The organism is Phenylobacterium sp., assembly GCF_030645195.1.
GTDB lineage: Bacteria > Pseudomonadota > Alphaproteobacteria > Caulobacterales > Caulobacteraceae > Phenylobacterium.
In genome coordinates this window covers 1-14,055 of sequence record NZ_JAUSLW010000158.1, presented here as the reverse complement: position 1 = coordinate 14,055, position 14,055 = coordinate 1, and the positions used below count along the sequence as shown (strand labels likewise).

General features: G+C 70.1%; 15 protein-coding genes and 1 pseudogene. 7 read left to right on the top strand and 9 right to left on the bottom strand.

What is annotated here, in order from left to right; genetic code table 11:
• From Q7T09_RS13210 to Q7T09_RS13200, 3 genes are all read right to left on the bottom strand, one after another.
• On the bottom strand, nucleotides 1-1,167 hold a 1,167-nt coding region (locus Q7T09_RS13210; protein WP_304700290.1), incomplete at its 3' end, for an AAA family ATPase.
• 18 nt (nucleotides 1,168-1,185) lie between these two features.
• Nucleotides 1,186-1,803, bottom strand: coding sequence for a DsbA family protein (locus tag Q7T09_RS13205; protein WP_304700288.1), 618 nt, complete (start codon nucleotides 1,801-1,803; stop codon nucleotides 1,186-1,188).
• 65 nt (nucleotides 1,804-1,868) lie between these two features.
• Nucleotides 1,869-2,420, bottom strand: coding sequence for a DUF721 domain-containing protein (locus Q7T09_RS13200; protein ID WP_304700286.1), 552 nt, complete (start codon nucleotides 2,418-2,420; stop codon nucleotides 1,869-1,871).
• Nucleotides 2,421-2,555: 135 nt separating this feature from the next.
• Between Q7T09_RS13200 and Q7T09_RS13195 the strand changes: the two genes are divergently transcribed.
• The 4 genes from Q7T09_RS13195 to mutY all read left to right on the top strand — a co-directional run bounded on the left by Q7T09_RS13195 (nucleotide 2,556) and on the right by mutY (nucleotide 5,577).
• The gene (locus Q7T09_RS13195; protein WP_304700284.1) at nucleotides 2,556-3,824 is read left to right on the top strand and encodes an MFS transporter; all 1,269 of its coding nucleotides are present in this window, start codon (nucleotides 2,556-2,558) and stop codon (nucleotides 3,822-3,824) included.
• A gap of 75 nt (nucleotides 3,825-3,899) precedes the next feature.
• Nucleotides 3,900-4,181 (top strand): type II toxin-antitoxin system RelE/ParE family toxin, encoded by a 282-nt coding sequence (locus tag Q7T09_RS13190; RefSeq protein WP_304700281.1) that lies wholly within the window; start codon nucleotides 3,900-3,902, stop codon nucleotides 4,179-4,181.
• Nucleotides 4,182-4,204: 23 nt separating this feature from the next.
• Nucleotides 4,205-4,516 carry a HigA family addiction module antitoxin gene (locus tag Q7T09_RS13185; RefSeq protein WP_304700279.1) on the top strand — a complete coding sequence of 104 codons (312 nt, stop codon included), beginning with the start codon at nucleotides 4,205-4,207 and terminating at the stop codon, nucleotides 4,514-4,516.
• 14 nt (nucleotides 4,517-4,530) lie between these two features.
• Nucleotides 4,531-5,577 carry an A/G-specific adenine glycosylase gene (gene mutY, locus Q7T09_RS13180; RefSeq protein ID WP_304700292.1) on the top strand — a complete coding sequence of 349 codons (1,047 nt, stop codon included), beginning with the start codon at nucleotides 4,531-4,533 and terminating at the stop codon, nucleotides 5,575-5,577.
• On the opposite strand, the gene Q7T09_RS13175 is transcribed toward mutY, so the two are convergent.
• The 6 genes from Q7T09_RS13175 to Q7T09_RS13150 all read right to left on the bottom strand — a co-directional run bounded on the left by Q7T09_RS13175 (nucleotide 5,574) and on the right by Q7T09_RS13150 (nucleotide 11,412).
• A complete protein-coding gene (locus Q7T09_RS13175) occupies nucleotides 5,574-6,761 on the bottom strand; it encodes an MFS transporter (protein WP_304700277.1) in 1,188 nt (395 codons plus the stop codon). The two genes, mutY and Q7T09_RS13175, sit on opposite strands and share 4 nt — an antisense overlap.
• Nucleotides 6,762-6,826: 65 nt before the next feature.
• Nucleotides 6,827-7,918: a site-specific DNA-methyltransferase gene (locus tag Q7T09_RS13170; RefSeq protein WP_304700275.1), complete on the bottom strand. Its 1,092-nt coding sequence runs from the start codon at nucleotides 7,916-7,918 to the stop codon at nucleotides 6,827-6,829.
• 86 nt (nucleotides 7,919-8,004) lie between these two features.
• Nucleotides 8,005-9,063, bottom strand: coding sequence for a DUF2332 domain-containing protein (locus tag Q7T09_RS13165; RefSeq protein ID WP_304700274.1), 1,059 nt, complete (start codon nucleotides 9,061-9,063; stop codon nucleotides 8,005-8,007).
• Between the two features lie 31 nt (nucleotides 9,064-9,094).
• Nucleotides 9,095-9,739, bottom strand: coding sequence for a ribonuclease HII (locus Q7T09_RS13160; RefSeq protein WP_304700273.1), 645 nt, complete (start codon nucleotides 9,737-9,739; stop codon nucleotides 9,095-9,097).
• Complete coding sequence (locus Q7T09_RS13155; protein ID WP_304700272.1) at nucleotides 9,739-10,329, bottom strand: DNA-3-methyladenine glycosylase I; 591 nt, start codon at nucleotides 10,327-10,329, stop codon at nucleotides 9,739-9,741. Before Q7T09_RS13155 ends, Q7T09_RS13160 begins: the two co-directional genes overlap by 1 nt.
• A 276-nt stretch (nucleotides 10,330-10,605) precedes the next feature.
• Nucleotides 10,606-11,412: a folate-binding protein YgfZ gene (locus Q7T09_RS13150; protein WP_304700270.1), complete on the bottom strand. Its 807-nt coding sequence runs from the start codon at nucleotides 11,410-11,412 to the stop codon at nucleotides 10,606-10,608.
• Here Q7T09_RS13150 and Q7T09_RS13145 point away from each other — a divergent pair.
• The 3 genes and pseudogenes from Q7T09_RS13145 to Q7T09_RS13135 form a co-directional block, all read left to right on the top strand.
• On the top strand, nucleotides 11,411-12,448 hold the full coding sequence (locus Q7T09_RS13145) for a glycosyltransferase family 9 protein (protein WP_304700268.1): 1,038 nt from the start codon (nucleotides 11,411-11,413) through the stop codon (nucleotides 12,446-12,448). The two genes, Q7T09_RS13150 and Q7T09_RS13145, sit on opposite strands and share 2 nt — an antisense overlap.
• Nucleotides 12,445-13,779, top strand: coding sequence for a dihydroorotase (locus tag Q7T09_RS13140; RefSeq protein ID WP_304700266.1), 1,335 nt, complete (start codon nucleotides 12,445-12,447; stop codon nucleotides 13,777-13,779). The genes Q7T09_RS13145 and Q7T09_RS13140 overlap by 4 nt, the downstream gene beginning before the upstream one ends.
• 65 nt (nucleotides 13,780-13,844) lie before the next feature.
• Nucleotides 13,845-14,055: pseudogene (locus tag Q7T09_RS13135) on the top strand (feruloyl-CoA synthase); the annotation flags it as partial.

The window sequence follows — 14,055 nt, the reverse complement described above, 5'->3', positions numbered from 1 at the left end:
GGCGGCCAGGGCCTCCACGGCGGCGTCGGCCTCCACGCGGGCGGCCTCGGCGGCGCGGGACGCGGCCTCCAGCTCCGGCGCCCGCTCGGGCGCGGCGGCGATGGCGGCCTCCAGGGCCTCCAGGTCACCAGCCATGCGGCTGAGCGCCAGCTGGGCGTCCTCCACCATCTGGGTCTCGCGGGCCCGGTCGGCGTCGATGCGCGAGACATCGCCGGTCAGGCGCTCCACCTCAGCGGCCAGGGCCTCGCCCTCCCGCTCCAGCCGGTCCCGGTCGATGGCCAACCGGTGCAGCACGGCGGCGGCGATGGTCTCGGCCTCTCGCAGCGGCTTGATCTGCTCCTCGGCGGCGGCGGCCCGGGTCGTGGCGGCGGCGGCCTCGCGGGCGGTCTCCTCCACGGCGCGGATCGCCTCGGCGGCTTCGGCCTGCAGCCGCTCGGCCGCCCCGCGCGCCTCGTTCCAACGGGCGTAGAGGACAGCGCCCTGCAGGGCCCGGATCTCCGCCGACATCTTCTTGTAGCGGTCGGCCTGCCGCGCCTCGCGCCTCAGCCGGTTGAGCGCGCTCTCCAGCTCCTTGGCCACGTCCTCCAGCCGGGTGAGGTTGGTCTCCGCCGCCCGCAGCCGCAGTTCGGCCTCATGGCGGCGGGTGTGCAGGCCCGAGACGCCGGCTGCCTCCTCCAGGATCATCCGCCGGTTCTGCGGCTTGGCGGCGATCAGTTCGGAGATCTGCCCCTGGCGCACCAGGGCCGGAGAATTCGAACCGGTGGACGCATCGGCAAAGAGCAGCTGCACGTCACGGGCTCGCACCTCGCGGCCGTTGATCCGGTAGGTGGAGCCCTCGCCCTTGTCGATGCGGCGCACCACCTCCAGCACCGGATGGTCGTTGAAGGCCGAGGGCGCGCGGCGGTCGGCGTTGTCGATGGTCAGCGTCACCTCGGCATGGTTGCGCGAGGCGCGCCCGCCGGAGCCGGCGAAGATCACGTCGTCCATACCGCCGGCCCGCATGGCCTTGGCGGAATTGGCGCCCATCACCCAGCGCAGGGCTTCCAGCAGGTTCGACTTGCCGCAGCCGTTGGGTCCGACGATGCCCGTGACTCCGGGCTCGATGCGGAACTCGGTCGCATCGACGAAGGACTTGAAGCCCGAAAGGCGAAGCCGCTGGAAGTGCACTTGTGCGCGGGACCCTTCCTACTTCTTGGCTTGGGCCGCGGCGATGGCGGCGTCGAACTCGGCCAATGTGGCTTCGCCTTCCTTGAAGGTCTTGCCGTTGATCTGGAAGGTCGGGGTGGAGGTGATCTTCTGTTCCTTCGAGGCCTTCTCGACGCGGTCGTTGAGGGCCTTCAGCGCCGCCTCATCGGTGATGCAGGCGTTGAACTGCTGCTCGGTCATACCGGACGACTGGGCCACCCGCAGCAGGACGCCGCGCATGTCGCCTGTGGTGAACATCTCCTCCTGGGATTGGAACACCGCGTCGAGGACGCTGAAGTACTTGTCCTTGCCGGCGCAACGGGCGGTGAGGAAGGCGGCGGCGGCCACCTCCACCGGCGGGGTCAGGAACTCCTTGAAGGTGTAGTGGACCTTGCCGGTGTCGATGTATTTCGCCTTGAAGGCCGGGAAGACCTCGTTGTTGAACTTGGCGCAGTGGACGCAGGAGGCCGAGGCGTACTCGGTGATCTGCACCGGCGCCTTGGGGTCGCCCAGGGTCATGTCGGCGGCGTCGGTCTTGGCCCCGCCCTTGGAGCAGCCCGCCAGGGCGAGCGCGCCCATGACGGCGACGACGAGGAGGCGGCGGCTGAAGTTCGGCATTTGAGCCCTCTACGGAATTCCGAATGGAAGATTAAAGCGCGATTCCCCCGAGGACGGGGGCAAAGTCAACGGCCGCGGCGATCGCGCATCACGCCGCGACCCAAGCTCAGCAATGCGGCCTTCAGAGGGCCGTCCGGCGCATCGGCCAGGCTGGCGGTCAGTTCGGCCTCCTGGCCGGCGTCCAGCGGGGGCAGGGGGCGGCGGGCCGGCTTGGCTTTTTCGGGGCCGAGATTGCGCAGCGGCCCCTGGACGATGCGCAGCTTGTTCACCGCGCCCGCCCCCAGGAACAGGTTCACCCGCGCCACGATCTCCGGCGCCTGGTGCTGGATGAGGGTGGCGGCCGCGCCGGCCACCCGAATCTCCAGGGCCGCGGGTTCGCCGGCCTTCACCTTGGACAGCTTCACCGGCTCGGTGCGCTTGGCGATCTGCTCGCCGACGATCTCCCGCCAGCGGGCCTGCAGGGCGCCAGGCCCCTGGCCGAAGCGGGCGTCCAGGTCCTTCAGCAGCTTGGACAGCCCCCGCCCCGCCGCCGGCGGCGGCCGCCGCTGCGGCCGCGTGCGCTTGCGCGACAGGATGAAGGCGGCCTCCGCGGGGGTTGGAAGGGGGCGCTTGGGCATGGGGGCATCCTACAGCGTCGGCGCCCGGTCGGTCATCAGCGAGAAGAAGAGGTTCCCCTCTATCCTCCCGCACCCGCCTTGACGCCCCCGCCCCCAGGTCCCAATCACCACGGCGACAACCTGGGGGCCGCAACCATGTCCGACACCACGCCAGCGGCCTCGCACCGCCGCATCCTGGCCGCCAGCCTGGTGGGCACGGCGGTCGAGTTCTACGATTTCTACATCTACGCCACCGCCGCCTCCCTGGTGTTCGGCAAGCTGTTCTTCCCGTCCGCCTCGGCCTCGGCCCAGTTGATGAGCGCCTATGCGACCTTCGCGCTGGCCTTCTTCGCCCGGCCCCTGGGCGCTGCCGTGTTCGGTCACTTCGGCGACCGGCTGGGGCGCAAGTCGACGCTGGTGGCCTCCCTGATGCTGATGGGGGGATCGACCCTGGCCATCGCCTTCCTGCCCACCTACGCCCAGGCCGGCTGGGTCGCGCCCTTCCTGCTCTGCGTGCTCCGGTTCGGCCAGGGCTTCGGCCTGGGCGGGGAGTGGGGCGGGGCGGCCCTGCTGGCGGTGGAGAACGCGCCCCCCGGCTGGCGCGCCCGCTTCGGCATGTTCCCGCAGCTGGGCGCCCCGGTGGGCTTCATCGCCGCCAACGGGCTCTTCCTGCTGCTGGGGGTGCTGCTGACGCCCGAGCAGTTCCTGGCCTGGGGCTGGCGCATCCCCTTCCTGCTCTCCATCGTCCTGGTGGGGGTGGGCCTCTGGGTGCGCCTGAAGCTCACCGAGACCCCGGCCTTCGCCGCCGCGCTGAAGGAGGCGCCGCCCGCCAAGGCGCCGCTGGGCGAGCTGCTGCGGGACTATCCTCTGCAGACCCTGGCCGGCACCTTCGCCGTGGTCTGCTGTTTCGCCATCTTCTACCTGACCACGGCCTTCGCCCTCGGCTATGGGACCACCAAGCTGGGCTACAGCCGCGAGACCTTCCTGGGCGTGCAGCTGGGCGCCATCGGCTTCATGGCCGCGGGCATCGTCGCCGCCGGCTATTGGGCCGACGCCACCAGCCCCCGGCGGGTGTTGATGGCGGGCTGTATCGCCACGGTGGCGGGCGGCTTCCTGCTGGCTCCGATGATGGGGTCGGGGTCGCTGTGGCTGATCTGGGCCTTCCTGTCGCTCGGCCTGGTGATGATGGGCCTGGTCTATGGACCCCTGGGCGCCTTCCTGCCGGGCCTGTTCCCGGCGCGGGTCCGCTACACTGGGGCCTCGGTGGCCTTCAACATCGGCGGCATCCTCGGCGGCGGCCTGGCGCCCATGATCGCCCAGGCCCTGGCCGACCGCGGCGGCCTGGTCCCGGTGGGCTACTATCTGAGCGGCGCGGCCCTCATCAGCCTGACAGCTCTCTTCTTGCTCAAGCACCAGGCGGAGTAGGGGGCTGTAGCGGATCGCGCTACAAGCCTTGCGTCATGTAGTGTTTGGCGCTACGTGATGTAATGGGAGACCCAGATGATTCAGAGCTGGAAGGGCAAGCACGCGGAAGCGGTCTTCGCCGGAAAGGCTACGAAGGGATTTCCCGGTGATCTGCTGAAGGCGGCCCGCCGCCGCCTTCAAGCCATCGACGCGGCGACGAGCATTGAAGACCTGAGGACCCCGCCCGGCAATCGGCTCCATCAGCTGACCGCCGACCGCGACGGCCAATGGTCGATCAGCATCAACGACCAGTTCCGCGTCTGTTTCGTCTGGGGACCGAACGGTCCGGAGAATGTCGAGATTGTCGACTATCATTGAGGGCGCCGCCCACCGGAGTTGAGATGCGCGACTATACGACCTTCTCCGAGCCACTGGCCCATCCTGGCGAACACCTGCGCGAGGACTACATGCCGGCCTTCAGGCTATCGGCGGGCGCCCTGGCCAAGGCCATGGGCTTGAAGGATCGCAGCCGGATCGAGCAACTGGTGCGGGGGCAGCGCGCCATCACCTCGGACACCGCCCTGCGGCTGGGGAAGGTGTTCGGCACCTCGGCGGAATACTGGATGAACCTCCAGGCCCAGCACGACCTCTCACGCGACGCCATCGCGTCGCGCGAGGCCCTGGCCAAGATCAAACCCCTGGCGGCAGCCTGACCGCCGGCGCGCGCCTGCCGCCTGAGGCCCTCCGCGCCAAGCTGCTGGCCTGGTACGACGGGGAGGCCCGCGACCTCGCTTGGCGGGTCGGGCCTGTCGACGGCCGCGCGGGCGCGCGGGCTGATCCCTACCGTGTCTGGCTGTCGGAGGTGATGCTGCAGCAGACCACCGTGCCCCACGCCACGCCCTATTTCCTGAAGTTCACCGCCCGCTGGCCGACGGTCAGCGACCTGGCCGCCGAGGCCGATGGCGAGGTGATGGCCGCCTGGGCGGGGCTCGGCTACTACGCCCGCGCCCGTAACCTGATGGCCTGCGCCCGAGCGGTGGCCAGCGAGCACGGCGGCGTCTTCCCCGACACCGAGGAAGCTCTCCGCGCCCTGCCGGGGCTGGGGCCCTATACGGCCGCCGCGGTGGCGGCCATCGCCTTCGACCGGCCGACCAATGTGGTGGACGGCAATGTCGAGCGGGTGATCTCGCGCCTGTTCGCCGTCGAGACGCCCTTGCCGGACGCCAAGCCGGAGTTGAAGCGACTGGCGGAGTCCCTGGTCCGCGACGAGCGTCCCGGCGACTGGGCCCAGGCTCTGATGGATCTGGGCGCGACGATCTGCAAACCGAAGTCGCCGCTCTGCGACCGATGCCCGCTTTCGGCCGACTGCGCCGCCCTGGCCACGGGCGCGCCGGAGACCTATCCGCGCAGGACCGCCAAGGCGGTCCGGCCCCACCGGCACGGCATGGCCTATGTCCTGACCAAGGGCGATCAGGTGGCCCTGGTCCGCCGGCCGCCGAAGGGGCTGCTGGGGGGCATGCTGGCCCTGCCCACCAGCGACTGGCGGACCGCGCCCTTCACCGACGCCGAGGCCCTGGCCGGTGCACCCGCGCCCGCGGACTGGCGGCATGTGGGGGAGGTGGAGCACGGCTTCACCCACTTCACCCTGACCCTGAAGCTGCTGCGGGCCGAGGGGGAGGCGCGGGACGTGATCTGGTCGCCCAGGCGCGATCTCGACGGCCTGCCCAGCGTCTTCCTGAAGGCGGCGCGGGCGGCGCTGACCAACCTGCTTTAAGTCTTGGCGGGCTCAGCCGCCACGGCGGTGGGCCGCGGGAACAGGAAGGTCAGGGTCACCAGGGCCGTCAGCGACATGGCCAAGGCCGCGGCCGGGATGGCCGGCACGCCATAGGCGGCCAGGGCCGCGCCGCCGACCGTGGAGCCCAGGGCCTGGCCCACCGAGATTACTGAGCCGTTCAGCGCCAAAGCCACGGGCGCACCGCCGGTGGCCTGGATCAGGCTCGACTGGATCACCGGGGTGATGGAGAACAGCGCCGTCGCCGCCAGGAAGATGCCAAGCGCCACCAGCACCGCGCTGGGCCAGCCCGAGGGCAGGACATGGTGGGTGGCGGCGAAGTGGACGCTCATGGCCGTGGCCTGGATGATGAAGCCCTGCAGGATCCAGGACCGGCCGGCGTTGCGGTTGGCGGCCCGCGCGCCCAGCCACAGGCCGGCGATGGAGCCCACCCCGATCATCGCCTGGAAGGCGCCGACCCCGGCGCCCGTCACGCCGGCGCCCACCCGCACGATGGGAGCGATGTAGAGGTTGAGCGTCATGTTGGCGGCGAAGGTCAGGAAGGTGGTCAGGTAGAAGGGCCAGATGGTGGGCAGCAGGCTCTTCACCGTGTCCCCGCCGCCCACGCGCTTGGGCGGCGCGGGGATCTTGGGCAGGAAGAAGAGCACGGCCATGAGGGCCAGCAGCGACAGGCCCGCGGCGAACAGGAAGGTGGCGCGCCAGTCGAAGACCGAGCCGATGATGCTGCCCAGTGGGATGCCCACCACGAAGGCGAGCGTCATGCCGCCGGAGACCATGGCCAGCGCCGAGCCCCGGCGTTCGGGGGGGACGAGGGAGGCGGCGGCCACGCTGGCGGCGGGCCCCGACATGGCGCCGGCCAGGCCCGCCAGGGCGCGCAGGACCATCAGGGCGCTGAAGTTGGGGGTGAAGGCGCAGGCCACGTGCAGGGCCGCGCCCAGGGCCAGGGCCGTCACCACCATGATCTTGCGATCGACCCGCCCGAACAGCCAGGCGGCCACGGGGCCGAGCGCCGCCGAGGTGAGGACGAAGACGGTCTGGAGCTGACCCGCCACGGCGGTGGTGACGCCGAGATCGGCCGCCAGGCTTTCCAGCAGGCCGGCGAAGATGAAGGCGCCGGACCCGAAGGCGAAGGTCACCAGGGTCAGGACATAGATGCGCGGGTTCATGCGCGGAGCTTAGCCGGCGCCGTACCGACCGCCAGACAAATTGGCGGCCGGGTGGAAATTCCCTGCTAGGCCGCCAGTTGCGCTAGGGAGGACCGCATCTTCATCCGCAGGATGTCGATGGGGGCCAGGCCCTTGTCGGTCTTGAAGTGCCAGTACGTCCAGCCGTTGCAGGCCGGCGCCGACTGCACCATGGCGCCCACCTTGTGGATGGAGCCGGCCATCTCGCCGATCACCAGGCTGCCGTCGGCCCGCACCCGGGCCGAGCGCTCGCCCTTGGAGCAGTAGAGCATGTCGCCGGGGCGCAGCATGCCCGACTCCACGATCTGGCCGAAGGGGATGCGCGGCTCCGAGCGCTTGGAGCCCATGACCTCCAGGTCGGCCTCGGTGAGCGGGACCACCTTGGCGATCCGCTCGCGGGCGATCTTGGCGTAGCCCTCGTCGCGTTCCAGACCGATATATCGGCGGCCCAGTTGCTTGGCGGCCGCGCCGGTGGTGCCGGTGCCGAAGAAGGGATCCAGGATGATGTCGCCGGGCTTGGTGGAGGCCAGGATGACCCGGCGCAGCAGGGCCTCGGGCTTCTGGGTCGGGTGGGCCTTGACCCCGTTCTCGTCCTTCAGGCGCTCCTCGCCGGTGCAGAGGGGGAAGGTCCAGTCCGACCGCATCTGCAGGTCGTCATTGGCCATCTTCATGGCGTCGTAGTTGAAGGTGTAGCGGCGCGAGCCTCGGCCCTTGGCGGCCCAGATCAGGGTCTCGTGGGCGTTGGTGAAGCGGGTGCCCTTGAAGTTCGGCATCGGGTTGGACTTGCGCCAGACGATGTCGTTGAGGATCCAGAACCCCAGGGTCTGCAGAATGGCGCCCACCCGGAAGATGTTGTGGTAGCTGCCGATCACCCACATGGCGCCGTCGTCCTTCAGGACGCGCTGGCACTCGCTCATCCACTCGGTGGTGAAGCGGTCATAGGTCTCGAAGCTCTCGAAGCGGTCCCACTCGTCGTCGACGGCGTCGACCTTGGAGTTGTCGGGCCGCAACAGGTCGCCCCCCAGCTGCAGATTGTAGGGCGGATCGGCGAAGACCAGGTCGACGGACTTCGACGGGAGCTTCTTCAGCGCCTCGATGCAGTCGCCCAGGATGACCGTGTTGGTGGCAATCTCGCCCATATCCGCCTCGCTTCTAAGGAAACGGAATCCTGAGTCATCGTGGTGAAGGACGCGTTCCCAAACGTGGTGAACGGAGGGTTAATCGCTCAATTCAACCACTTAACCCACGCGCCGTGCGGATGGACCTTGGCCAGCACCCGGTCCTCACCGCCCGGCCAGAGGGTGAGGCGAACCTCCATATTGGTCATCTGGTCCGGCTCAGGCTCCATGCGCAGCCAGGCGAAGGGGGCCTCTGACGTGGCCCGGGCGCCATGCTCGGCGATGGTCCGGGCGAGCGCCGCCTGGCTCTGCGCTGGCATGTATTGCCAGAAGACCGAGTGGTAGAGGACGGTCACGCAGCCCGCCTGCGGCGCGGCGACGCGGGCGGTCCAGGCCACGGCGTCGGCGGCCTCCACCGTGACCCCCAGGGCCAGGGCCAGGTCGATGGCCGCCCGGATGCGCGCCAGCCGCTCGAGCTGGTCGGGCCAGATATAGGCCAGCAGGCGGCGGCGCTGGACCGGATCGGTCAGGTCGACGGGGCGGCGGTCGCAGGCGGCGCGTTCGATCACCTCGACGGGCGCGTCCACCGGCGGCGGCCCGCCCGTCCACTCGGTGTCCATGACCACGGGGGCGTTCGGATCGCCCCACGCCGTCCCGCCGAACTCGTAGCGGTATCGGTCCCAGTTGAGGTTCAGCCCGGCGCTGGCGGCGATCTCGAAGGTCCGCATCGGCAGGCCCGTTTCCCGGGCGAGGGTCAGGAAGCCGGGCGTCAGGCAGACCGAGCGGCGGACCTCGTTGGTCTGGGGCTCATGGGTCATGAAGGCCGCCAGCCGGTCCTGGTGGCGGAGGATCGCCGTCCGCGCCGCGATCCAGGCGCTGGCGGGGTCGGCCTGGCGTCCGAGTTTCGGATAGGTGGCCGCGAGCGCCGGGTCGTCGCCGCTGAGCACCAGGTCGTGCAGGGCGCCCAGCAGGCGCAGGGGCGCGGCGTCGTCGAACAGCTTGCGCAGGCTGGCGTCCGTCCAGGGGGTCAGCAGCCCGGCGACCGGCCCTCCGGCCTCCAGATCGTCGGCGGCCAGCTCCAGAAGGTCGGCGTGGAAGGGCGAGCCGAGATTGCGGCAGCCGGCGGCCTGCAGGCGCAGCGATCGGGAGAGTTCGGGATTGTCCATGACCGCGCTGTCCCGCCCGGGCGGGGAGGGGTCAATCTTGATTCAGCAGATCAAGCTCGCCGGTCACGATCTCGCCGGCCAGGGCCAGCTTCACCGGCGCCCAGCCGCGCCGGTGGATCTCGCAGGGGCCGAGCGTCCGCAGGGCCTCCACATGGATGGGGGCGTGATAGCCCTTGTGGGCGGCGAAGCCGTAGCCGGGATAGAGGGCGTCCATCTCCAGCATCAGCCGGTCGCGGGCCACCTTGGCCAGGATCGAGGCCGCGGCGATGGAGGAACTGATTCCATCGCCCTTGATCACCGTCTTGATGGGGCAGGGCAGCTTGAAGCCGTAGTTGCCGTCCACCAGGGCGAAGGCCGGCTCCACGGCCAACCCCTCGATCGCCCGGCGCATGGCCAGGCCTGAGGCGTGCAGGATGTTGAGCTCGGCGATCTCCTCAACCGAGGCGAAGCCGACGCCCCAGGCGACGGCGACCTCCTTGATCTCCAGCTCCAGGGCCTCGCGCTGCTTGGCCGACAGCTTCTTGGAGTCGTTCAGGCCCTTGGGGATCTTGCGCGGATTGAGGATCACCGCCCCGGCCGACACCGGCCCCGCCCACGGCCCGCGGCCGGCCTCGTCGACGCCGCAGACGGGCGAAGGGCACGCCTTCTCCAGCAGCATGTCGGGGCCCTTGGCCATCAGGCGCTCATCCGGTCGACGGGGCCGTGGCGGTGGCAGCAGGTGAGGTGGTCGTTGACGAAGCCGGTGGCCTGCATGAAGGCGTAGACGATCACCGGGCCGACGAACTTGAAGCCTTTTTCCTTCAGACCCCGGGCCATCTGCTCGGCGACCTCGGTCTTGGCCGGCACGTCGCCGATGGCTTCCCACCGGTTGTGGATCACCCGGCCGTTGGTGAAGCTCCACAGGAACTGGGAGAAGTCCTCACCCTTGTCGCGCATGTCCAGATAGATGCGCGCGCCGTTGATGGCGGCGTCGATCTTGGCGTTGGAGCGCACGATGCCGGCGTCGGCCATCAGCCGGGCGCGGTCGGCGTCGCCGAAGCGGGCCACCACCTCCGGATCGAAGTCGGCGAAGGCGGCGCGGAAGGCGTCGCGCTTCCTCAGGATGGTGATCCAGGAGAGCCCGGCCTGGAACCCGTCCAGCACCAGCTTCTCCCACAGGGCGCGGGACTCGTACTCCGGCACGCCCCATTCCGTGTCGTGATAGGCCTCGTACAGGGCATCGCCCTGCATGCCGCGCCAGCCGCAACGAATCGGTTCCGAAGTCATGGCCGACCTTTTCGCAGGCGCGGCGGCGGCCAATCAAGCGGGACTGAAGCAGATGGCGTTCGAAGGCTGTCGCCGGTGGACGTAGGTGAGGCCAGTAGGCGCGCCACCCCAAAGCGTCGTCCGGGGTCCCCAGAGGTGTCATCCCGGTTTCCGCGTAGCGGAAGACCGGGACCCAGAGGCCCCGATCTATCCTGCTTGCCCCGCGCGTCTGGGTCCCGGACAAGCGCGTCGCGCTTTCCGGGATGACACTTGGGGAATGACACCGGGGGAGTGGTGCTAGAGCGGTAGCCACGCCGGCCGATCCACCCGCACCGCCTTGCCGTCCGCGGTCAGCTCCCCGTCGATGCGGTCCAGGCGCACCAGGGCCATGGCCCGGCCGTCCTGGCCCGATAGCACTTCGCCGGCCCGGCGGTCGCCGGTCAGCACCTCGGCGTCGAAGGCGGGCGGGGCTCCGTCGAAGGTCAGCGGCAGCATGCGGTTCTTGATCTGCCCGCGGCGTTTCATGCGCGAGGTGGTCTCCTGGCCGACGAAGCAGCCCTTCTGGAAATCGATGCCGTGCAGCAGGTCGAAATTGGCCTCGATGGGATAGGTCTTCTCGCTTCCCCAGTCGGCGGGACCGGGCACGCCGAGCGCCAGGCGGTGGACGTCATAGGCGGTCTCGTCGACCTCCAACGCGTCGGCGGGGGCCGCCGCGCCATAGCCGCGCCAGCCCAAGGCCGGCAGGCGCGGATCGGCGATCCAGTCCTGTGGCGCCCGGCCCTCGCCGAACAGGGCCGCCACCGGGGCCTCGTCGGCGGCGATCGTCACCTTGGCCCGCAGGCGGTACATGGTCAGCCGTAGGATCAGGGCCTCGCGGCTCTGCGCCTGGACGTCGAGCCAGGCTCCGTCTTCCCGCCCCACGACGAAGAGGTCGAACAAAAGCCGTCCTTGCGGGGTCAGAAGGGCGCCGAAACGCGCCTGCCCGGGCGCGAGGGTATCAACGTCCTGGGTGATCAGGCCCTGGAGGAAGTCGCGCCAGTTCTCGCCGGAGAGCGAGATCAGGGCCCGGCTCTTCAGGACGGCGTGGGAGAGAGCTGTCGTCATGGATTCGCAGTTAGGGATCGCGCGGGTGGAGCGCCAGCGCCACGAGCCTTATAGAGGGGCGATGACCCCCGGGTCCTTCCCGATTCTGTTCATCACCGCCACGCGGATTGGCGACGCCGTGCTCTCTTCCGGGCTCATCGGCAAACTGCTGTCCGAAATCCCCAGCGCCCGGTTCACCATCGTCGCCGGCCCGGTGGCCGCGCCCCTGTTCCTGGACGTCCCCAACCTCGACGAGATCATCGTCTTCGAGAAGGCCAAGGATGGCCGCCACTGGTTCCGCCTGTGGCGCCAGGTGCGCAAGCGCCGCTGGGGGCTGGTGGTGGACCTGCGCGGCTCGGCCATTTCCGGCTTCCTCAAGCGCGAGCGCCGGGCGGTGTACAAGCGACCGCCCACCCCGGTGCACAAGGTGATCGAGGCCGCCCGCGTGCTGCAGATCGAGGACGATCCGCCGGCGCCCTATCTCTTCACCTCCAGCGACACCGAGACCCTGGCCATGGACCTGGTGGCCGGCGACGGGCCGATCCTGGCGCTCGCCCCCTCGGCCAACTGGGTGGGCAAGACCTGGCCGGTGGAGCGCTTCGCCCAGACCGCCATCCAGCTGCTGGGCGAGGACGGCCCCCTGGCCGGCGGGCGGCTGATGGTGCTGGGCGGACCCGAGGACGCCCAGGCCACCCAGTCCCTGCGCAACGTCGTCCCCAAGAGCCGGTTCATCGACCTGGTGGGCAAGGTGGACCTGCTGACGGCGCACGCCTGCCTCAAGCACGCGCGGCTGTTCATCGGCAACGATTCGGGCCTGATGCACATCGCCGCCGCGGCCGGCGCGCCCACCGTCGGGCTGTTCGGACCCTCCGACGAGACCCTCTACGGTCCCTGGGGACCCAACACCCGCGTCGTGCGCGGCCCCCGGGATTTCGCCACCATCGCGGCGGTTGACCCTGGCTTCCAGCAGGCGCTCTGTCACATGATGGACCTCTCCGTCGACACCGTGGTCACCGCGGCGCGCGACCTGCTTGCCAAGACAACCGGGACAAGATGAGCGAGACCTACGACCTGATCATCCGGGGTGGCGAGATTGTGAACCACGCTGGCCGGGGCCTCTCCGACGTCGGCGTGCGCGCGGGCAAGATCGTCGCCATCGGCGACCTCGCCCAAGCCTCGGCGGGCGAGGTGTTCGACGCCCGGGGGCTTACCGTCCTGCCCGGCGTCATCGACACCCAGGTCCACTTCCGCGAGCCCGGCCTGGAGTGGAAGGAGGACCTGGAGAGCGGGTCCCGCGCCGCCGTCCTGGGCGGGGTCGTGGCCGTGTTCGAGATGCCGAACACCGAGCCCACCACCACCGATTCGGACTCCCTGGCCGACAAGCTGGTGCGCGCCAAGGGCCGCATGCACTGCGACCACGCCTTCTATGTTGGCGGCACCCACGAGAACGCCGTCTTCCTCGGCGAACTGGAACGCCTGCCCGGCTGCTGCGGGATCAAGGTGTTCATGGGCGCCTCGACCGGCAGCCTGCTGGTGCAGGACGACGAGGGCATCGAGCAGGTTCTTCGCCACGTAAATCGTCGCGCGGCTTTCCACTCCGAGGACGAATACCGCCTGGCCGAGCGCCGGCCGCTCGCCCGCACCGGCGACTGGACCAGCCATGAGGAGGTGCGCGACGCCGCCTCGGCGCTCGAGTCCACCCACCGCCTGGTGCGCATCGCCAAGGCGCTGGGCAAGCGCATCCACGTCCTGCACGTCACCACCGCCGAGGAGATGGTCTTCCTGGCCGCCAACAAGGATGTGGCCAGCGTCGAGGTCACCCCGCAGCACCTGACCCTGACCGCGCCCGAGGCCTATGAGCGGCTGAAGGGCTACGCCCAGATGAACCCGCCGATCCGCAACAAACACCACCAGGATGGCCTGTGGGACGCGCTGGCCGCCGGGGTCGCCGACGTGCTGGGCTCCGACCACGCCCCCCACACCAAGGAGGAGAAGGCCCGGCCCTATCCGGCCTCGCCCTCGGGCATGCCCGGGGTGCAGACCCTGGTGCCGGTGATGCTGACCCACGTGGCCAACGGGCGCCTGAGCCTGGAGCGCTTCGTCGACCTCACCAGCCACGGCGCCAACCGCCTGTTCGGCATGGCCGACAAGGGCCGGCTGGCGGTCGGAAACGACGCCGACTTCACCATCGTCGACCTCAAGGCGCGCCGCACCATCCGCCACGAGGACATGGCCAGCCGCGTCGGCTGGACCCCCTTCGACGGCTTCGAGGCCAAGGGCTGGCCCATGGCCACAATCATCCGCGGCCGGGTGGTGATGCGCGACGACGAGGTGATCGCCCCGCACCTGGGCGAACCCGTCCGCTTCGCCGAGACCCTGGGCGGGTAGAGTGCGGCGGTCGTCGGAGGTTTCCCGCTTTCCTTCCGCGCGTCGGGGACGATAAGCCTAGGGGCATGGACGCCGAGCTGAACATCGCCACCGCCCCCTTCCGCGACGCCCGCTTCGCGCCGCGCCGTCTCGAGGTCGAGCGGCGGGACAATGGCGAGATCCTGCTCACCAACCCGACGCCCTTCGCCATGCCCTTCCAGACGGCGGTGGAGCCCCTGGCCTTCTGGGCCAAGGCGGCGCCGGATCGGGTCTGGCTGGCCGAGCGCTCAGGGGAGG